The sequence below is a fragment of the Mesorhizobium sp. SARCC-RB16n genome, from assembly GCF_008520305.1.
Lineage (GTDB): Bacteria > Pseudomonadota > Alphaproteobacteria > Rhizobiales > Rhizobiaceae > Mesorhizobium.
On sequence record NZ_ML703283.1, the window covers coordinates 92,244 to 110,327 of the forward strand.

The 18,084-nt window shown below is 63.2% G+C and carries 18 protein-coding genes; 7 read left to right on the forward strand and 11 right to left on the reverse strand.

Annotated elements, in window-relative coordinates:
* Window positions 1–35: 35 nt before the first annotated feature.
* Both iolC and C7I87_RS26290 read right to left on the reverse strand, forming a co-directional pair.
* Window positions 36–1,970, reverse strand: coding sequence for a bifunctional 5-dehydro-2-deoxygluconokinase/5-dehydro-2-deoxyphosphogluconate aldolase (gene iolC, locus C7I87_RS26285; RefSeq protein WP_149906954.1), 1,935 nt, complete (start codon window positions 1,968–1,970; stop codon window positions 36–38).
* Between the two features lie 155 nt (window positions 1,971–2,125).
* On the reverse strand, window positions 2,126–2,971 hold the full coding sequence (locus tag C7I87_RS26290; protein ID WP_149906955.1) for a MurR/RpiR family transcriptional regulator: 846 nt from the start codon (window positions 2,969–2,971) through the stop codon (window positions 2,126–2,128).
* Window positions 2,972–3,123: 152 nt separating this feature from the next.
* On the opposite strand from C7I87_RS26290, the gene C7I87_RS26295 reads away from it, so the two are divergent.
* On the forward strand, window positions 3,124–4,233 hold the full coding sequence (locus C7I87_RS26295; RefSeq protein ID WP_149906956.1) for a Gfo/Idh/MocA family protein: 1,110 nt from the start codon (window positions 3,124–3,126) through the stop codon (window positions 4,231–4,233).
* Window positions 4,234–4,236: 3 nt separating this feature from the next.
* Here the strand turns inward: C7I87_RS26295 and C7I87_RS26300 are convergent, their stop codons facing one another.
* Entirely contained in the window at window positions 4,237–4,935 is a 699-nt protein-coding gene (locus tag C7I87_RS26300) for a helix-turn-helix transcriptional regulator (RefSeq protein ID WP_149906957.1), read from the reverse strand.
* A gap of 128 nt (window positions 4,936–5,063) precedes the next feature.
* Between C7I87_RS26300 and C7I87_RS26305 the strand changes: the two genes are divergently transcribed.
* Window positions 5,064–5,699 carry a LysE family translocator gene (locus C7I87_RS26305; protein ID WP_149906958.1) on the forward strand — a complete coding sequence of 212 codons (636 nt, stop codon included), beginning with the start codon at window positions 5,064–5,066 and terminating at the stop codon, window positions 5,697–5,699.
* Between the two features lie 37 nt (window positions 5,700–5,736).
* Here the strand turns inward: C7I87_RS26305 and C7I87_RS26310 are convergent, their stop codons facing one another.
* Window positions 5,737–6,828 carry a 3-deoxy-7-phosphoheptulonate synthase gene (locus C7I87_RS26310; RefSeq protein WP_149906959.1) on the reverse strand — a complete coding sequence of 364 codons (1,092 nt, stop codon included), beginning with the start codon at window positions 6,826–6,828 and terminating at the stop codon, window positions 5,737–5,739.
* 326 nt (window positions 6,829–7,154) lie between these two features.
* Here C7I87_RS26310 and C7I87_RS26315 point away from each other — a divergent pair, with 326 nt between their 5' ends.
* Together C7I87_RS26315 and C7I87_RS26320 are read left to right on the forward strand one after the other, a co-directional pair.
* On the forward strand, window positions 7,155–7,400 hold the full coding sequence (locus C7I87_RS26315; RefSeq protein WP_027142415.1) for a type II toxin-antitoxin system VapB family antitoxin: 246 nt from the start codon (window positions 7,155–7,157) through the stop codon (window positions 7,398–7,400).
* Window positions 7,397–7,822: a type II toxin-antitoxin system VapC family toxin gene (locus C7I87_RS26320; RefSeq protein WP_246696413.1), complete on the forward strand. Its 426-nt coding sequence runs from the start codon at window positions 7,397–7,399 to the stop codon at window positions 7,820–7,822. The genes C7I87_RS26315 and C7I87_RS26320 overlap by 4 nt, the downstream gene beginning before the upstream one ends.
* Before the next feature lie 35 nt (window positions 7,823–7,857).
* On the opposite strand, the gene C7I87_RS26325 is transcribed toward C7I87_RS26320, so the two are convergent.
* The 7 genes from C7I87_RS26325 to C7I87_RS26355 form a co-directional block, all read right to left on the reverse strand.
* Entirely contained in the window at window positions 7,858–8,652 is a 795-nt protein-coding gene (locus C7I87_RS26325) for an SDR family oxidoreductase (RefSeq protein ID WP_149906960.1), read from the reverse strand.
* 37 nt (window positions 8,653–8,689) lie between these two features.
* Complete coding sequence (gene iolG, locus C7I87_RS26330) at window positions 8,690–9,685, reverse strand: inositol 2-dehydrogenase (RefSeq protein ID WP_149906961.1); 996 nt, start codon at window positions 9,683–9,685, stop codon at window positions 8,690–8,692.
* A 118-nt stretch (window positions 9,686–9,803) separates the two neighbouring features.
* Window positions 9,804–10,571 (reverse strand): ATP-binding cassette domain-containing protein, encoded by a 768-nt coding sequence (locus C7I87_RS26335; RefSeq protein ID WP_023772158.1) that lies wholly within the window; start codon window positions 10,569–10,571, stop codon window positions 9,804–9,806.
* Between the two features lie 2 nt (window positions 10,572–10,573).
* Window positions 10,574–11,650, reverse strand: coding sequence for an ABC transporter permease (locus C7I87_RS26340; protein WP_149906962.1), 1,077 nt, complete (start codon window positions 11,648–11,650; stop codon window positions 10,574–10,576).
* Window positions 11,651–11,753: 103 nt separating this feature from the next.
* A complete protein-coding gene (locus C7I87_RS26345; protein WP_149906963.1) occupies window positions 11,754–12,695 on the reverse strand; it encodes a sugar ABC transporter substrate-binding protein in 942 nt (313 codons plus the stop codon).
* A gap of 400 nt (window positions 12,696–13,095) precedes the next feature.
* Window positions 13,096–13,776: a hypothetical protein gene (locus C7I87_RS26350; RefSeq protein ID WP_246696414.1), complete on the reverse strand. Its 681-nt coding sequence runs from the start codon at window positions 13,774–13,776 to the stop codon at window positions 13,096–13,098.
* A 198-nt stretch (window positions 13,777–13,974) separates the two neighbouring features.
* The gene (locus tag C7I87_RS26355; protein WP_149906964.1) at window positions 13,975–15,006 is read right to left on the reverse strand and encodes a LacI family DNA-binding transcriptional regulator; all 1,032 of its coding nucleotides are present in this window, start codon (window positions 15,004–15,006) and stop codon (window positions 13,975–13,977) included.
* Between the two features lie 165 nt (window positions 15,007–15,171).
* Between C7I87_RS26355 and C7I87_RS26360 the strand changes: the two genes are divergently transcribed.
* The 3 genes from C7I87_RS26360 to C7I87_RS26370 are packed head-to-tail and all read left to right on the forward strand — an operon-like array spanning window position 15,172 to window position 17,839.
* Window positions 15,172–16,263, forward strand: coding sequence for a fatty acid desaturase family protein (locus C7I87_RS26360; protein ID WP_149906965.1), 1,092 nt, complete (start codon window positions 15,172–15,174; stop codon window positions 16,261–16,263).
* Window positions 16,264–16,289: 26 nt separating this feature from the next.
* Window positions 16,290–16,604 (forward strand): MocE family 2Fe-2S type ferredoxin, encoded by a 315-nt coding sequence (locus C7I87_RS26365; protein WP_149906966.1) that lies wholly within the window; start codon window positions 16,290–16,292, stop codon window positions 16,602–16,604.
* Window positions 16,601–17,839, forward strand: coding sequence for an NAD(P)/FAD-dependent oxidoreductase (locus C7I87_RS26370; protein WP_188394000.1), 1,239 nt, complete (start codon window positions 16,601–16,603; stop codon window positions 17,837–17,839). The genes C7I87_RS26365 and C7I87_RS26370 overlap by 4 nt, the downstream gene beginning before the upstream one ends.
* Window positions 17,840–18,084: the final 245 nt, after the last annotated feature.

The following is an 18,084-nucleotide window of genomic DNA, read 5'->3' on the forward strand; positions in this document are numbered from 1 at the left end:
GCAGTCCCTATGCCGCCTGTTTGTGCCGCGCCTTGTTATGCCGCCTTGCGGCCGCGCGCGGCAAGCCACGCTTCGGTCAGCTTTTCGAAGCGCGACGCCATGTCGGCGACAGCCTCGTCATCCGACATCCTGCCGGCCAGCCATTGTTCAGCCGCGTGGACGAAGATTGTGCGGCCGACGGCAAAGCCCTTGACGATGGGCGCCTTGGCGGTGGCGGCAAAGGCGGCCTCCAGCTCGTCCTGCGGCGCCTCCAGCCCAAGCAGCACGACGCCCCGGCACCAAGGGTCGTGTTTCAGGATCACCGCCTCGATTTTGGCCCAGGCGCCGCTCGACGCCTGCGGTTCCAGCTTCCACCAATCCGGCTTGATGCCGAGCGCATAGAGTTCTTCCAAGGCGCGCGGGATGGTGGTGTCGTCGAGCTTGCCGTTCTTGCCGGCGATGATCTCGACCAGCAATTCCCGGCCAACCTTGCGCGCGGCTTCGTAGAGGCTCTTGAGCTTCTGCTGCTGTTCTTCCTTGAGATCAGCCGGATCGTCGGGATGGTAGAAGCACAGGCACTTGATACAGTGATCGACCGGCCATTCGGTGAGCTGCGAGCCGATGTCCTGCGAGAATTCGAAGCGCAGCGGCCGCGAACCCGGCAGTTCCACCGGCCGGCCGAGCCAGGCGAAGGAATGCCGGGCGAATTCGAACATCGCCTCGCGGCCATGTTTCTCGTCGATCAGCATGCCATAGCCGTCGCGGCCGGCGGCGACCCTGGCCGCCGCCTTGACCGCGAGGACCTTGAAATCGCGGATGCGCGCCGGATCGGCGCCGGCCTTGGCCGCCACATCCTCGAGCTGCACACGGTGGTCGCAGGCGAGCGCCATCAGCGAAGGGATGTCGCGCCGGCGGGTGGTCGCCCAATGGATGTGGTTGATCGCCTCGTCCTTGCGCAGCGCGCGGTGCTTGCTGCCGTTCTTGAGGAAGAATTGCAGCTCCTCGAAGGTCGGATATTCCGGCGCGCACAAGAGCCGCGACACCGCGAAGGCGCCGCAGGCATTGGCCCAGGTCGCCGCGGTTGCATGGTCTTCGCCGCCGAGCCAGCCGCGCAGCAGGCCGGACATGAAGGCATCGCCGGCGCCCAGCACATTGTAGATCTCGATCGGGAACCCCTCGCCGACGATGCCGTCCTCGAGATCGTCGCTGATTTGCCCGTCATAGACGATGCAGCCCATGGCGCCGCGTTTCAAGACAATGGTCGCCGACGACAGCGCTCGGATCGTCTTCAGGGCATTCAGGCAGTCGTCGGCGCCGGACGCGATCATGATCTCTTCCTCGGTGCCGACGATGAGGTCGCAATCGGGCAGCACTGTCTTCAACTGGGCCGAGACCCGGTCCGACTTGACATAGCGCTCGAAACCTTCGGCGTGGCCGGCGAGACCCCACAGGTTCGGCCGGTAGTCGATGTCGAAGACAACCTTGCCGCCCCTGGCCTTCATGATGCGGATCGCCTTGCGCTGGGCGGCGTCGCTGTTGGGGCGGGAAAAATGCGTGCCGGTGACGACGATCGCGCGGGCCGAGGCAATGAACGCCTCGTCGATGTCCTCTTCGGCCAGCGCCATGTCGGCACAGTCGGAGCGGTAGAAGATCATCGGCGAAACGCCTTCGCTCTCGACGGAGAGCAGAACCAGCGCGGTCAGCCGTTCCTTGTCGGTCTTCAGACCGTCGACATTGACGCCCTCGCGCTTCAACTGCTCGCGGATGAAGCGGCCCATCTGCTCGTCGCCGACCCGCGTCAGCAGCGCCGAGCGCAGGCCGAGCCGCGCCGTGCCGACCGAAATGTTGGCCGGGCAGCCGCCGACCGATTTGGCGAAGGAGGTGATGTCCTCCAGCCGCGAGCCGATCTGCTGGCCATAGAGGTCGACGGAAGCGCGACCGATGGTGATGACATCGAGCGGTGAATGTCTTGCGTCCACGGCTTCGCTCATTGGAACCTCCCGTCGGCCTTGTCGTCATGGACAACATTGTTTGGGTAACACGCGCGAGCGGCGGCGTGGTGCCGGCAATATGAAATAATAATTCCAATCCATAGTCAATATGGAATGAGCATTCCCCGATCTAAAGTGCCTTTTGAGGTGCTCGATCAGGCCTTGCGCTTGCGGCTCGCGTCGCGCCGCTTCTCGCCGACGCCGACGGTCAGTGCCATGGCCAGCGCCATCGTCGCCGACAGCGAACGGAAGCCGGCGAAATCCGCCTCGGCAACCTCGAACCAGACACTGGCGAACTGGGCGAGCGGTGAGAATGAGCTGTCGGTGATGGCGACGATCGGCACGCCCTGTTCGGCAATGACGCGCGCCTCCTCGATCGTGGCCGGCGCGTAGGGCGAGAAGCTGATGGCGATGACGGCGTCCGCCGGTGTGGCGAAGCCGACCATCTCGGCATTCAGGCCGGCGGCCGATTCGATCAACTGGTTGCGGATCTTCAGCTTGCCGAGCGCATAGGCGATGTAGGAAGCCACCGGATAGGAGCGCCGCTTGGCCAAAACATAGATGGTCTGCGCCTTTGCCAGCAGTGAAATCGCGTCTTCCAGATGCGCGTCGTCCAGCGTGCGGGAAATGTCGTTGAGCGAGGTGCTGGCGGCGGCGATGAAGCCGTCGAAGATCGCCCGGTGGCCGGCGCCGCCCTCGGCCTTGGCGCGCAGCGCCTGCAGCCGCTCGTCATAGGACGAGTTGCGCTCGCGTAGTCGCTCGCGGAAGACCTGCTGCAGGCTGGTGAAGCCGTCGAAACCGAGTTGCTGGGCAAAGCGGATCAGCGTCGAGGGCTGCACACCGGCCGAAGCGGCGATGCTGGCGGCGGTGCCGAAGGCGATATCGTCTGGATTGTCGAGCGCATAGGCAGCGATCTGGGCGATGCGCTTGGGCAGGCTCTCGCGCCGATCCAGGATCGCGGCGCGCAGCGTCTCGAAGTCGCGAGGTACCTGTTCGTCCATCGTCGCTCTGTTCAGGCCTGTCCGAAGGCTCTCTCTGCCCCATCATAGCGGGCCTGCGCAAGAACGCCATAAAAAATGAGGCAGACATTCCATTTCGGAAAGAAATGGACTAATTCATCCACACAGCATTCATGGCAGCGGAGAAACGAAAGATGGTCGGCGTTGGTCTCATCGGCACGGGCTTCATGGGCAAATGCCACGCCATCGCGTGGAGCGCCGTCGGTGCCGTCTTCCCCGACGCGGGCAAGCCGCGGCTCGTCCATCTCGGCGAGGTCAATGAGGACCTCGCCAGGCGAAAGGCCGGCGAGTTCGGCTTCGCCAAGGCGTCCGGCGACTGGCGTGCCGTCGTCAACGACCCCGAAGTGGATGTCGTCTCGCTGACGACGCCCAATCAGTTTCATCCGGAAATGGCCATCGCCGTCCTCCAGGCCGGCAAGCATCTGTGGTGCGAAAAGCCGATGGCGCCAAGCTTTGCCGAAGCCGAAGCGATGGCGGCCGCGGCCAAGAAATCAGGCAAGATTGCCGCGCTTGGTTACAATTACATCCAGAGCCCAGCCATCCGCCATATCGGCGCGCTGCTCGACGAGAAGATCATCGGCGAGGTCAACCATCTGCGCATCGAGATGGACGAGGATTTCATGGCCGATCCGGAGGCGCTGTTCTTCTGGAAGCACGAGGCGTCCTCCGGTTATGGCGCGCTCGACGATTTCGCCGTGCATCCGCTGTCGCTGGTCACGGCGCTGTTCGGCCGCGTCGCCAGCGTCATCTGCGACATGGCAAAGCCCTATGCCGACCGCAAGCTGGCGTCAGGCGGGCGCCGCGCGGTCGAGACCTACGACATCGCCAGCGTGCTGATGCATCTGGAAAGCGGGGTTGCCGGCACGCTGCTGGTCAACCGCTCGGCCTGGGGCCGCAAGGGCCGCATTGCGGTCCAGATCTTCGGCTCCAAGGGATCGATCCTGTTCGATCAGGAGCGAATGAACGAATTCCAACTCTATTTGACATCGGACCGGCCGACCGAACAGGGCTATCGCACCATCCTGGTGGCGCCGCAGCACAAGCCCTACGATCTTTTCGTCCCGGCGCCTGGCCACAGCCTCGGCTTCAACGATCTCAAGATCATCGAATGCCATGAATTGCTGACGCGGCTTGCCGGCAAGCCGGCCCGGCTCATCGAGTTTGCGGAAGGTCTGGAGATCGAGCGCACCGTGCACGCCATGGCGCGCTCCTTCGAGGAGAAGCGCTGGGTGGATGTGCGGTAATAGTCAGCCGCCGACAGCCGCGTTCGTCTCCCAGCCATTGACCCAGACCTGCCGCAAGCGGTCGCCTTCGCCCTTGAAGTGTAGGCCGGTCGGCTGGCAATCCTCGATACGGTCGCTGCGGAAATTGCGGATCGCCTGGCGCAGCTCACACCAGGCGACGATGTTGGCGGTCTCGGCGTAATAGATCAGCGCGATCGGGCGGATCAGGCGTGTCGTGGACCGGCCGAGTTCATCGCGGTAGGAAAGATCGAGCTTTTCCTCGTCGCGGATGGCGCGGCGCACCAGCGCCAGGTCAATCGCGCCGGCGGAGGGCGCGGCAAAGCCCCAGGCGTGCAACGCATTGGCGTCGAGTGTCTGGCGCAAGGGCGGCGGCACCGCGCCGGCGATCTTGGCGCCGACGCGCTTGGCCGCCTGCTTGAGCTCGTCGTCTCCCGTGCGCTCCAACAGCGCCAGCGACAGCACGATCGCCTCCATCTCCTCGATCGAGAACATCAGCGGTGGCAACTCGAAACCGGGGCGCAGTATGTAGCCGATGCCACGGCCGCCTTCGATCGGGACACGCATGGCCTGCAGTGCCGCGATGTCGCGGTAGATCGAGCGTATCGTCACTTCCAGTTGCCCGGCAATCATTGCCGCCGTCACCGGCTGCCTTGCCAGCCGCAGGATCTGGATGATCTCGAACAGGCGCGAGGCCTTGCGCATTTTTCTCACCAACTGGAATCACAACTGACACATCATCGTCAGTTGGGTCGATCTATATGATCTCCTATCGACTTGAAAATCAACAAACTCCTTGGCAATGCGCCGCCAAGAGGCGACAGGCAACTGACATGAGCTACGCGGAAAATCTCTGGCTTTTCTTTCTTCTCCTGTTCGGCATCATCGCCGTTCCAGGCATGGACATGCTGTTCGTGCTTGCCAATGCGCTGACCGGTGGACGCGACAGGGGCCTTGCCGCGACCGGCGGCATCATGGTCGGCGGCATGGTGCACACACTGAACGGCGCTGTCGGCGTCGGCCTGCTCATGCATTTCGTGCCGATCCTGTTCAAGCCGCTGCTGATCGCCGGCGCCGCCTACATGGCCTATATCGGCATCACGCTGATGCGCAGCTCCATCACCGTTGGTCATGACGGACCTGCCGGCAGCCGTTCCGCTTGGAAGGCGTTTCGCCAGGGTTTCGTGACCTGTCTGATCAATCCGAAGGCCTATCTCTTCGTCCTGGCCGTCTACCCACAGTTCCTGAGAGCGGACTACGGCCCGATCTGGATGCAGGCGACAATCATGGGCCTGCTGACCGTGCTGACACAGGCCGCGATCTATGGCGGGCTCGCCATATCGGCCGGCCGCAGCCGCAGCCTTTTGATCGCCAATCCCCGGGCGACTGCATTCGCCGGCCGTGCGGCCGGGCTGCTGCTGTTTGCGGTCTCGGTCTTCACCGCATGGGAGGGGCTAAGGGCGGCGTAGTTCCCGTTGGCGCCGCCCTTCCCGCATTGTCGTCGTATCAGGCGGCGCCCTGCCGGCTGTCCAGCATGGCGCGGCGCGCCGAGCGGCACCATTCGACAGCGCCGGCAAGGCCGTGCAGCACCGTCTCGGTGGTCGCCCAGTCGATGCAGCCGTCGGTGATGCTCTGGCCGTAGACCAGCGGCTTGCCGGGCACGACGTCCTGCCGGCCGGCGACGAGATTGCTCTCTATCATGACGCCGATGATGCGCTCGTCGCCCGCCGCCACCTGGCCCGCGACATCGGCCGCCACCTTCGGCTGGTTCTCGGGCTTCTTGCTCGAATTGGCATGGCTGACGTCGATCATCAGACGGGGTGCGATACCGATGCGGGCGAGTTCCACGGAGGCGGCCTCGACGCTTGCCGCGTCATAGTTCGGCGCGATGCCGCCGCGCAGGATGACATGGCAATCCTCGTTTCCGGTCGTCGCCGCAATCGCGCTGCGTCCGCCCTTGGTCACAGCCATGAAATGGTGCGGCTGGGCGGCCGACTTCACCGCCTCGCCGGCGATCCTGAGATTGCCGTCTGTGCCGTTCTTGAAGCCGACCGGGCACGAGAGACCCGAGGCCAGCTCGCGATGGATCTGGCTCTCGGTCGTGCGCGCGCCGATAGCGCCCCAGGCGACGAGGTCGGCAATGTATTGCGGCGTCGTCATATCCAGGAATTCGGTCGCCGCCGGCAGGCCGAGATTGTTGACGGCCGAAAGAACGTTGCGCGCCATCCGCAGCCCCTTGTCGATGTTGAAGCTGCCGTCGAGGTCGGGATCGTTGATCAGGCCTTTCCAGCCGACCGTCGTGCGCGGTTTCTCGAAATAGACCCGCATGACGATCTCCAGCCGGTCGGCCAGGGCCTCGCGCAGCGCCGCCAGACGGCTGGCATAGTCGACGGCCGCGACCGGATCGTGGATGGAACAAGGGCCGACGATGACAACAAGTCGATCGTCGGCCCCGGTCAGGATGGAATGGATGGCGTTGCGCGAGGCGGCAACGGTGCGGGTCGCCGTCAGTGAGCGCGGTATCTCGCGCATCACCTCTTCCGGCGTGCTCAGCAGTCTAAGTTCCTTGACCCGAAGGTCGTCTGTGGTGGTCAACACGGCTTTCTGCTCCTGTTAGAGCAATTCCAGGAAAAGTGCGTAGCGGTTTTCCGTCCGGAATTGCGTAAAACTATGTTTGGGAACCTGCCGGCTGAAACAAAAAAGCCGCCAGGTCTGGCGGCTGTTCGGACCTTGTTGCTGCAATCTTCAGATCGAGCGCAATCCTCCCGCCGCCAGCGAGCTCCTAAAGTACCAATACGTGGCGGTCAGGTTGATCATGAGTGGGCGTATAGCTGAAGTCGCGTTGGATGTCACGCATCTGATGGCAATCTTGTATAAATATGTAAGAATGCATATGTTGGATATACCCAAAAGGATATGCTCCAATGCCGCTTTACGTGAAGGACCGGGAAGTCGACCGGCTGGTACTTGAGGTGCAGCGCCTCACAAAGGCGCCGAGTAAGGCCGAGGCGGTTCGCCGCGCTCTGACGCATGAAATCGAGCGCGCCCGCAGTGTCCAATCCGTGTCGGAACGCTTGGCGGAGGCAGTCAGAATGGCTGGCGAAATCGGAGCGGACAATCCTGACTTCGATATGAAGGCCTATTCGGACGAGCTCTCAGGCGGGCTATGAGCTTGTTCATTGACGCGTCGGCGGTTGTCGCTCTGTTACGCCCGGAGCCCACGGCAGGAGAACTCGCCGCCCGGATGGATGCCCACGGCGGGCCTTTCTTCATTTCGGCGGTCGTTCGTTTCGAGACCGCAATGGCCTTGGCGCGTTCAAAGACCCCCCTGCCTTCACCCATAGAACCAGCGGCAATCACAAAGGCGAATGCCGCCGTTGACCGTTTCGTACAGGATTTGGGAATCGGCGAGGTCCTCATTTCGGCCGAAGTCGGGCGGCTCGCTGTCGAAGCGGCACGCAGCTACGGCAAGGGTGTCAATTCGCCGGCGCAGCTCAACATGGGCGATTGCTTTTCCTATGCCTGTTGCAAGGCATATAATTTGGCTTTGCTCTACACCGGTCAGGATTTCACAAAGACGGACATACGATAGGTTCAAGGTGCGCCACGCAGACTGCTCGCATGAACCTACTCCGGCGACGACCCGGCGACGCTCTGGTCGTAGTCGACCAGCGACCCGGTCATGACGCCCGATTGCGGGCTGACCATGTAGCTGATCAGTCGCGCGAGTTGGTCCGGCTTGACCAACTGACCCATCGGCTGCGCGGCCTCGGCCTTCGCCAGCCAGTCGTCGGGCGCATCGTGCCATTTCTTCTGCACGATGTCCTCGCCTTCGGTGTCCATCCAGCCCGGCAGAACGGCGTTGCAGCGGATGCGGTTGAAGCGATAGGCGTTGGCGACGTTCTTGGTCAGCGTCATCAGCGCGCCCTTGCTGGTCGAATAGGGCGTCAGGAAAGACTGGCCGGTATGCGCCGACATCGACAGCACGTTGACGATCGAGCCGGGTGCCTTTTTCTCCAGCAGATGCGCCACCACGCCCTGCATCAGGAAAAACGGGCCGCGCACATTGGTGTCGAAGATCTGGTCGAAGAGCTCTTCCGATGTCTCGACCAGCGAGCCGCGCGCCGAGGTGGCGGCGGCATTGACCAGCGCGTTGATGGTGCCGAAATGGGAGAGCGCGGTGGCGATCGCGCGCTTGCAGTCGGCAACCTTCGAAACGTCGGCGCTGATGAAGATCGCGTCGACGCCTGATTTCTTGAAATGGGCGACTGCCTTGTCGCCCTTCTCCTGCGAGCGGCCGATGAGCGCCAGCGCCCGGCAGCCTTCGTCGGCCAGTGCTTCGGCCACCGCGAAGCCTATGCCTTGTGCGCCGCCAGTGACGATGGCGCGTGTGTTCGAATTGCGATCGGCGGATGCGCTCATCGCTCTGCTCCCTGTGCCTTGGGTCCGGATTGCGTTCTTACTTGTCCAAGCGGACGGTCTTGCCCGTGGTCGCCGACTTCAGCGCGGCGTCCGCCAGCTTCAGCGCGACAAGGCCATCCGCGCCGCTCGGCGCCGCCTTCTTGCCGGAAGTCGCAGCGGCGATGAAGGCGGCGATCTCAAGGGCGTAGGCGTCGAGATAGCGGGTCATGAAGAAGTCGTGCAGTGGCGGACGCGTGTAGCCCTTCTCGTTGGCGACCTCGATCGACACCGGCCGCTGGTTCTCAGCCGCAACCATGCCTTTCGAGCCATGCACCTCGATGCGCTGGTCGTAGCCATAGGTGGCGCGGCGCGAATTGGAGATGACGGCCTGCTTGCCGGATGCGGTTTCAAGGATGACGCTGACCGAGTCGTAATCGCCGGCTTCGCCGATCTTCTTGTCGACCAGCACCGAGGCATGCGCGCTGACCGCGACGGGTTCCTCGCCGAGCAGAAAGCGCGCCATGTCGAAGTCGTGGATGGTCATGTCACGGAAAATGCCGCCCGAGCGCTTGATATAGTCGATCGGCGGAGCGCCGGGATCGCGCGAAGTGATGGTGACCATCTCGACGGAGCCGATGGCGCCGTCGTCGATCGCCTTGCGGACCGCGGCGAAATGCGGGTCGAAGCGCCTGTTGAAGCCGACCATCAGCGTCGCCTTGGCCTTGTCGACCACGGCCAGGCACTTCTCCACCCGCTTGACGTCGAGGTCGATCGGCTTCTCGCAGAAGATCGCCTTGCCGGCCTTGGCAAAACGCTCGATCAAATCGGCATGGGTATCGGTCGGCGTGCAGATGACGACGGCGTCGATGTCATTGGATTTCTCGATGGCGTCGATGCTCCGCACCTCGGCGCCGTAGGCAACAGCCAATTCGCTCGCCGCCTTCTCGAAGGCATCGGCAACGGCAACCAGTTTTGCCTGGGGGTTGGAACCCACGGCGCGGGCGTGGACCTTGCCGATGCGGCCGGCACCAAGGAGGGCGAAGCGAACAGTCATGGATATTCCTCTGGGGATGGGTTCGAGAGAGTTGTGTCGGCACCTTCCTGTCGAGGAAAGGTGGCAAGGTCATTTTCTCGGCGCGGCGGATCGTCCCGGAGCCGGGCAACCGCCCCGCCTAGGCCGCGAGTTCCGCCTCCCCGGTCTTGGCGCCGGTGATGTAGGACACGATATCCTGCCCGTCGGTATTCTCCTTGCGCAGGTTGGCGACAATCCGGCCGCGCCGGAACACGACGATGCGGTCACAAAGGTCGAACACCTGGCGCATGTTGTGGCTGATCAGGATCAGCGGCTCGCCATTGTCCTTCAGCGTGCGGATGATGTTTTCCACCTGCGCGGTCTCCTGCACGCCGAGTGCGGCCGTCGGCTCGTCCATGATGATCAGCTTGGAGGCGAAGGTGGCGGTCCTGGCGATCGCCACGCACTGCCGCTGGCCGCCCGACATGTGGCGGATGGTGTTCGAGAGATTAGGGATCTTCACTGCCGTGCGGACCAGCGCCGCCTCGGTTGCCTTGCGCATATATTTGCGGTCGAGGATCGAGAAGGGCCCGAGATTGAACAGCACCTTTTCGCGGCCAAGGAACAGGTTCGACGGTACGTCGAGATCGTCGGCCAGCGCCAGGTTCTGGAACACCGTCTCGATGCCCGCCTCGCGGGCCTCGATCGGTCCGGCGAAATTCACTTCCTTGCCATCGAACCAGACCTGACCGCTGGTCCGCTGCTCAACGGCGGTGATCTGACGCACGAAGGTCGACTTGCCGGCGCCGTTGTCGCCCATGATGGCGACATGCTCGCCCTTGCGCAGCTCGAAGTTGGCGCCTTCCAGCGCATGCACGCCGCCATAGCGCTTGGTCAGGTTTTCGGTTTTCAGGACGATGTCTGACATGGTCAAGCCCTCAATGCCCGCATGCGCTGGCGCCACTGGTCGAGAACGACCGCGCCGACGATGATCACGCCCTTGACCATCTCCTGGTAGTAGGCGTCGAGGCGCAGGAAGGTGAAGCCGGAGATGATGACGCCGAAGATCAGCGCACCGATCACCGTGCCGATGATGGAGCCACGGCCGCCCGACAGCGAGACGCCGCCGATGACCGCCATGGCGATGGCATCGAGTTCGTACATCACGCCCATGCCTGCCTGGGCGGTGAGGTTCTTGGAGGAGAGCACCACGGCGGCGAGCGCGGCGAGAATGCCGGCGATGACATAGACGAGGATCTTGTGGTTGGCGATCTTGATGCCGGACATGCGCGCGGCATCCTCGTTGGAGCCGATCGCGTAGCAGTGCTTGCCATATCGCGTGTAGGTCATGATCAGCTGGAACAGTATGGCCAGCGATAAGAAGATGATGACGGGCATCAGGCCCTTGCCGATCGCGGCGAAACTGTCTGTCGGGAACGAGATCGGCTGGCCCTTGGACCACCATTTGGCGATGCCGCGCGCGGTCACCATCATGCCGAGCGTGGCGATGAACGGCGGAATGCGCGTGTAGGCAATCAGGGCGCCGTTGACCAGGCCGGCCAGCAGGCCGCAGCCGATCGCCACCAGCACCGGCACGACGACCGGCAGGTCGGTCCAGCCCTGCGCCAGGAACATCGCCTTTGGATTGGGGTTGCCGTTGACGGTCGCGACCTGGGCGAAGCTCATGGCGATCATGGCGGTCGCGCCGACGATCGAACCCGAGGACAGATCGATGCCGCCCGTGATGATCACCTGCGTGACGCCGATGGCGATGATGCCGACAATCGACACCTGCAGTATGATGATCTGCAGGCGCGCCTCGTTGAAAATGCCGGAGACGTCGCTGCGGGTGTTGAACAGGAAGCTGTCGCCGAGGAAGACGCGGCCGATCAGTTCGAAGATGACGACGAGGATGACGAGCGCCAGGAAGACGTTGAATTCGGCCGGCCATGTGCGCTTCTTGGAGTCATAGCTGACCCCGCCGACGCCGTGAGATGTCTGTGCCAATCTTCTATCCTCCGTCAGCCGCGGCCCTTCCTCGCGCCTTTTCGGCGCTAGGGAGAGGGGCGACGCTGCCGCTGCGCGAGAGCGCCGCCCATATGTCCGCGGCTCAGTTCTTCTTCAGGAACTTGTCGATATTTGCCGGGGTTACCAGTTGGAAGGGCACATAGACCTTGTGCTCGACCTTCTCGCCCTTGGCGAGCTTGAGCGCCGCATCCAGCGCACCGGCGCCCTGGCCGGCCGCGTCCTGAAACACGGTTACGTCAAGGTCGCCCGCCTGCATGGCGGCAAGCGCGTCCTGTGTGGCGTCGACGCCGCCGACGACAACCGACTTCATGTCGATGTTTGCGGCCTTCATCGCCTGGATGGCGCCGATGGCGCTTTCGTCATTGTTGGCGATGACGCCGTCGAACTTCTTGCCGGTCGACAGCCAGTTGGTCATCAGGTTCTGGGCCTGGTCACGATCCCAATTCGACGTCTGCTTGTCGATGATCTTGATGAAGCTGCAGTCCGGCGTGGCGATCACATCGTCGATGTCCTTGGTGCGCTGCACGGCCGCCTGATTGGAGAGCTCGCCCATGATCACATAGACATTGGCTTCCTTCTTGCCGGCTTCCTTGAACAGGCGGCAGACTTCCTTGGTCTCGAGCGTGCCGGAATCGGCCTCGTTGGAAGCGACGAAGGCCTGGTTGGCCGGCAGCGTGTCGACATTGACCGGCTGGCGGTTGACGTAGACCAGCGGGATCTTGGCCGCGGCGGCCGCATCCGACATCGCCTGCGTGGCCGAGGTGTCGACCGGGTTGACGATGATCGCGTCGACGCCCGACGCGGCGAAGTTCTTGATCTGGTCGAGTTGCTTGGCGACATCGTTCTGCGCGTCCTCGACCTGCAGTTCGACGCCACTCATGCCCTTGGCCTGCGCAATCATGCCGTTGCGCAGCACGGTGAGGAAATTGTCGTCGAACTTGGCCATCGAGACGCCGATCTTGGCGGCCATGGCCGATGAACTCATCAGCGCCGCGAAGGCGACGCCCAAAAGCAGTTTCTTCATTGTATTTCTCCTCCACTTTTGGTGTCCGGTTGCACCGATCTCTCCGGAATCCCCGATCTGCCTGGGGAATCTCTCCCGATTGTCTTCCCTCCCCGGGGTGGCGCCTGCCGTTTGCTGGAACGGCAAAGCCTCTGTTTGAAACAGATGTTCCGGAACGAAAGAACCAAAATGCATGACTGGTGAAATATTTATTCCATTTCGTCGGGAGGCGTCAAGGGCGATTCCAAAACCGGACGTGCGATTTTGGCGGACGCGTCGACGCGGTGCGATGATGCAAGGCGGATGCCGCTGCCTTGTCGGCACGAAGCAGGCAGGCGCATGCCCGCCGCCGACGAAGTTCGCGCGCCGGGTCCGCGCGGATCCATTTCTTTGATGCCGTCGACAGGCGATGGCGTTGCGTTCAGAAATGCCAGATGTCTCTTTGCTGCAGGAGATCGAGCGGCGCTCTCCAGACCCTGTATCCCGCCGCCTGCCTCACCTGCTGTTCGACACAGAGCTTGCCGTTGAGATCGAAGAAAGCTCCAATTCGCTTTCCGGCGTGAAGCTTCTTTCCCCTGGTGTTGTAATTGCCGATCGGCAGCCGGTGTCGGCTGATCGTTCGTCCATCCTGTGATAGCGCGATCCCGGTACAGAATTGTTCCGGGGTGTGCAAACGCACGATTTCACTGACTTTCTCGCTGGCCGCGTACGCTCGCTCCAGCGCCGGGATGTTATCATGATGAACGCCAAGGACGCCGCTCGCCCACATCGTCTCGTCTCCCGTCAGGATGTGACCTCCAATTGAGAGGCCCTTGCCCTCGAGCGCGCGATAAGGGGCCTTTGGGCGCCCTTCGCACCGCCACATTATGGAGGACAGGGCTGAAATTCTGTTGAAACATCGCGATATGTCGCCGGTCGGATACATGTCCGTATCCATGAAGAACAGGCGCTCGCAACGCTGCAGCAGATCGACGATGCCTGCGGCCTTGATGCCAAACATGTATCGATTGCCGAAGGACATCTCCGCCTGTCTCTTGGCCGTGAGATCGATCGTTTCGATGGGATAGCCGTCGAAAATGGAGGGCCTGTCGGTCAGGACCATAACCCTGGCATCCGGGCAATAGTGAAGCAGGCGAAGCGCGCTGAAGAGCGCCCCACGCGCATAGAGCTCGTCGCTCCCAAAGGCGATGTAGCCAAACCCATTCCCATCCATTAGGCGTGTATATATTAGCGATCGTTTATGCGTCAATTTGGATGCGCCGTCAGGCGCGATGCGCCTGAAACGCCCAGGCTCGCTAATTTAGATGTTCTCGGGCAGGTAGATGTCGAATGGCAGGAAGGTCTGGCCGGGTGCGTTGGCTGCCCCCGTCTCGATAGCGTGCGCCATGAGATCGAGCAGTTCGCGGCATAATGCCGCCAGCGGCGTGGAGATCACCATGGTCAGCACCCCGTCCGCCAGGGCGGACCGCGAGACCGCCGATATCTCGTTGCAGACGACCGCCGGCATCTCGGCCGGCTTGGCCTGCCTCAGCGCCGCGACCGCGCCTTCCATGCCGCCGCCCGCGACGTAGCAGCCGACCAGGTCCGGGTGGCGGCCGAGCAGGTCGAGCAGCGTGTCCTGCGTGATCTGGTTGGCTTCGAGATTGACCAGCGTTTCCAGCAAGGTGAAGTCCGGGGCCTGTTCGCGGAAGAAAGAGCGGAAACCGATCTCGCGCAGTTCGTGGCCGTGGAAGCGGTGGCTGCCGACGAAGAGCGCGACCTTGCCCGGCCGCTTCGCCGCTTTCGAGATCATCCAGGCCGCGGTGCGGCCGACCTTGCGGTTGTCGAGGCCGACATAGCCCTCGCGAATGCCGGCCGCGAAGTCGGACAGCAGGGAAAAGACCGGCAAACCCCTGGCCTTCATCTCTTCCACGGTGACCGTCAGCGCCGGGTGATCCGGCCCGACCAGGGCGACGGCCCTGCATTTGGCCGCCAGCTTGCGCGTGCGCTCGACGATTTCGTCCGGCGTCAGCGAACTGGCGAAGTCGATGATCGCGACGCCACGGAAGCGCTGCGATTGCGACACAGCGAGTTCGAGCTGCCGCGCGAACTCCGTGTAGAAGACATCATTGCCTCTCAGAAGCAGGAAGCCGAGCCGGTATTCCGGCAGCTCGTGACGCAGCCTCTGCTTGATCAGGCCGGCCGCGTGATAGCCGATCTCGGTCGCGGTCTCGTAGACGCGGCGCGCGGTTTCCTCGCGCACCGGCAAGCGATTGTTGAGCACGCGGTCCACCGTGGCAACGCTGATGCCTGAAACGCGCGCCAGATCAGTTATGGTCGGCCGTTTCGCCATGATCGCCCTCGTTCGATTGCCTGACATCGATACATCACTTTGATAGAAAATGATAGAAACTATCTTTGTGATGTTGAGTCTATCATGGCTGGGCGTTATTTCTGAGCATGGAGCCAGTTGGCGATCGGCATTCGCATGGCGAATGCGCTGCCTTGGGAGGCAATCATGACCGCAACGCCGTCCCGGCGTGACTACAGCCTGATCGGCCGCGACGCCCGGCTTGCCGTCGAGAACGGCCTGTCGGCGGCCGAGTGGTATCACACCGATATCCCTCGCAAGCAGATGAAAGAGCTGATGCAGCGCTCCGATGGCCCGGCGATCCGCGACACCGCGATCTGGCTCGCCGCCCTCGTCATCAGCGGCGCCGGCGCTGCCTGGTTCTGGGGCAGCTGGTGGTGCGTGCCGTTCTTCTTCGCTTATGGGGTGCTCTACGGCTCATCGACCGATTCACGCTGGCACGAATGCGGCCACGGCACGGCGTTCCGCACGCAATGGATGAATGATGCGGTCTATCAGATCGCCTGCTTCATGATCATGCGCAATCCGGTGACCTGGCGCTGGAGCCATACGCGCCATCACACCGACACCATCATCGTCGGCCGCGATCCTGAGATCTCGGTCATGCGGCCGCCGGACCTGGTGCGCCTCGTCCTCGGTTTTGTCGGCGTGCTCGACGCCTGGCACGCGATGAGCGATATGCTGCGCAACGCCGCCGGCAACATCAGCGCGGCCGAGAAGACCTTCATTCCCGAACAGGAGCAGCCCAAAGCGATCCGTGTTGCCCGCATCTGGACCGCGATCTATGCCGCGACCATCGCGCTGGCACTCTACACCGGGTCGTTCCTGCCCTTGATGCTGGTCGGCCTGCCTAGGCTCTACGGCGCCTGGCATCATGTCATGGTCGGCCTGCTGCAGCATGGCGGCCTGGCCGACAACGTCACCGACCATCGGCTCAACAGCCGCACCGTCTACATGAACCCGATCAGCCGCTTCATCTACTGGAACATGAACTACCATGTCGAACATCACATGTTCCCGATGGTACCCTACCATGCGCTGCCCAGGCTGCATGCGCTGATCAAGCATGATTTGCCGGCGCCGACGCGATCGATCCTGGCCGGCTATCGCGAGATGATCCCGGCCTTCCGCCGCCAGCTGCGCAACGAGGATTATTTCCTCAAGCGCGAGCTGCCGCCGACCGCCAGGCCGTACCGCGAGGAATTCCACAACGATACCGTCGCCGCGGCGGCGGAATGACATCAAACGACTGCAGGGAGGACTGAATGAGCGATTGGGTCGAGGCCTGCACCGCCGGTGACATCGATGAAGAGGACGTGATGCGCTTCGATCATGGCGGGCGCACCTTCGCCATCTATCGCAGCCCGGACGACGACTATTTCGCCACCGACGGACTTTGCACGCATGAGAAGGTGCATCTCGCCGACGGGCTGGTGATGGACGACATCATCGAATGCCCCAAGCACAATGGCCGCTTCAATTACAAGACCGGCGCGGCCAGGGGCGCGCCGGTCTGCGTCAACCTGAGGACCTATCCGGTCAAGGTCGACGCCGGCAAAGTCCTCGTTCAGATCGGATGACCGGCATGGCACGGGGCATGGTGATCATCGGGGCCGGGGAATGCGGCGGGCGGGCGGCACTTGCCTTGCGCGATCTCGGCTATGACGGGCCGGTCACGCTGGTCGGCGACGAGCCGCATCTGCCCTATGAGAGGCCACCTTTGTCCAAGGAGGCGATGGCCAGTGACGCGCCCGCAATCAAGGCGATCGCCAGCGACGAGGCCTTGGCCGAAAAATCGATCCGGCATATCCATTCCGTCCAGGCCCTGGCGATCGATCGCGCGGCGCACACGGTGCGCCTGTCGGACGGTTCGGTGCTGCCCTACGACAAGCTGCTGCTGGCCACCGGCTCGACGCCGCGCAAGCTGCCGATGCCTGGTCTTGGCGCGCGCTGCGTCTATCTCAGGACCTTCGCCGACGCGCTGGCCATCCGCGCCCATCTCAGCGCCGGCAACCGCATCGCCGTCATTGGCGGCGGCTTCATCGGCCTCGAGCTTGCCGCGGCCGCGCGCAAGCTTGGCGCTTCGGTGACCGTCATCGAAGCACAGCCGCGAATTCTGATGCGTGGCGTTCCGGCCGAGATCGCCGAAATCATCCATGAGACGCATGTCGCCGAGGGCGTCGACATAGTGTGCGGCGAAGGCATCGCTTCCATCGCCGACGACGGCAAGGAGGTGCGGGTGACGCTTGCCGGCGGGCGCGAAATATCAGCCGACCTCGCCGTCATCGGCATCGGCGCCGTGCCGATGACCGGACTCGCCGCCGAAGCCGGCCTGACCATTGAAAACGGCATCGCAGTCGACGCCGAACTGCGCAGCAGCGACTCCGACATCTTTGCCGCCGGCGATTGCTGCTCGTTCCCGCTTGCGGTCTATGGCGGCCGCCGCGTGCGGTTGGAAGCCTGGCGCAATGCACAGGAGCAAGGCGCGCTGGCCGCGAAGAACATGCTGGGCGCGGGCGAGGCGCATGCGGCGGTGCCGTGGTTCTGGTCGGATCAGTATGGCCTCTCCCTGCAGATCGCGGGATTATCAGACGAAGGCCGCGGCACCGTGCGCCGCGATCTCGGTGACGGCGCCTTCATCCTCTTCCACCTGGCCGAAGACGGCAGGCTGGTGGCGGCCAGCGGCATCGGCCCGGGCAATGCAGCGGCGCGTGACATAAGGCTGGCCGAAATGCTGATCGGCAAGCGTGCCAAGCCGGCGCCGGAGGCGCTGGGATCGCCCGAAGTCAAGCTGAAGGCGTTGCTGGCGGCCTGAACGGTCGCCCAACCCCGTCGATGTCGGCGCCGCCCCTCATCTGCCTGCCGGCCCCTTCTCCCCGTAGAACGGGGAGAAGGGGCTGTGGCAACCTCGCCGCGATTCACGCACCGCTAGTAATTGGCGAAATCGTTGAAAATGGCATCTTTCTCCCCGTCACTATACCAGGGCTATCGCATATGAGTGATGGCATTGATGAGATAGTCGTCATTGCAGCCCGTTCTCGATCTGCCAGTGAGCTCTGG

What these genes read in the sequence shown, in the direction of transcription:
- iolC (WP_149906954.1), bottom strand. Translation starts at nt 1,970, where the DNA reads ATGAGCGAAGCCGTGGACGCAAGACATTCACCGCTCGATGTCATCACC.
- C7I87_RS26290 (WP_149906955.1), bottom strand. Translation starts at nt 2,971, where the DNA reads ATGGACGAACAGGTACCTCGCGACTTCGAGACGCTGCGCGCCGCGATC.
- C7I87_RS26295 (WP_149906956.1), top strand. Translation starts at nt 3,124, where the DNA reads ATGGTCGGCGTTGGTCTCATCGGCACGGGCTTCATGGGCAAATGCCAC.
- C7I87_RS26300 (WP_149906957.1), bottom strand. Translation starts at nt 4,935, where the DNA reads ATGCGCAAGGCCTCGCGCCTGTTCGAGATCATCCAGATCCTGCGGCTG.
- C7I87_RS26305 (WP_149906958.1), top strand. Translation starts at nt 5,064, where the DNA reads ATGAGCTACGCGGAAAATCTCTGGCTTTTCTTTCTTCTCCTGTTCGGC.
- C7I87_RS26315 (WP_027142415.1), top strand. Translation starts at nt 7,155, where the DNA reads ATGCCGCTTTACGTGAAGGACCGGGAAGTCGACCGGCTGGTACTTGAG.
- C7I87_RS26320 (WP_246696413.1), top strand. Translation starts at nt 7,397, where the DNA reads ATGAGCTTGTTCATTGACGCGTCGGCGGTTGTCGCTCTGTTACGCCCG.
- C7I87_RS26325 (WP_149906960.1), bottom strand. Translation starts at nt 8,652, where the DNA reads ATGAGCGCATCCGCCGATCGCAATTCGAACACACGCGCCATCGTCACT.
- iolG (WP_149906961.1), bottom strand. Translation starts at nt 9,685, where the DNA reads ATGACTGTTCGCTTCGCCCTCCTTGGTGCCGGCCGCATCGGCAAGGTC.
- C7I87_RS26335 (WP_023772158.1), bottom strand. Translation starts at nt 10,571, where the DNA reads ATGTCAGACATCGTCCTGAAAACCGAAAACCTGACCAAGCGCTATGGC.
- C7I87_RS26345 (WP_149906963.1), bottom strand. Translation starts at nt 12,695, where the DNA reads ATGAAGAAACTGCTTTTGGGCGTCGCCTTCGCGGCGCTGATGAGTTCA.
- C7I87_RS26350 (WP_246696414.1), bottom strand. Translation starts at nt 13,776, where the DNA reads ATGGTCCTGACCGACAGGCCCTCCATTTTCGACGGCTATCCCATCGAA.
- C7I87_RS26355 (WP_149906964.1), bottom strand. Translation starts at nt 15,006, where the DNA reads ATGGCGAAACGGCCGACCATAACTGATCTGGCGCGCGTTTCAGGCATC.
- C7I87_RS26360 (WP_149906965.1), top strand. Translation starts at nt 15,172, where the DNA reads ATGACCGCAACGCCGTCCCGGCGTGACTACAGCCTGATCGGCCGCGAC.
- C7I87_RS26365 (WP_149906966.1), top strand. Translation starts at nt 16,290, where the DNA reads ATGAGCGATTGGGTCGAGGCCTGCACCGCCGGTGACATCGATGAAGAG.
- C7I87_RS26370 (WP_188394000.1), top strand. Translation starts at nt 16,601, where the DNA reads ATGACCGGCATGGCACGGGGCATGGTGATCATCGGGGCCGGGGAATGC.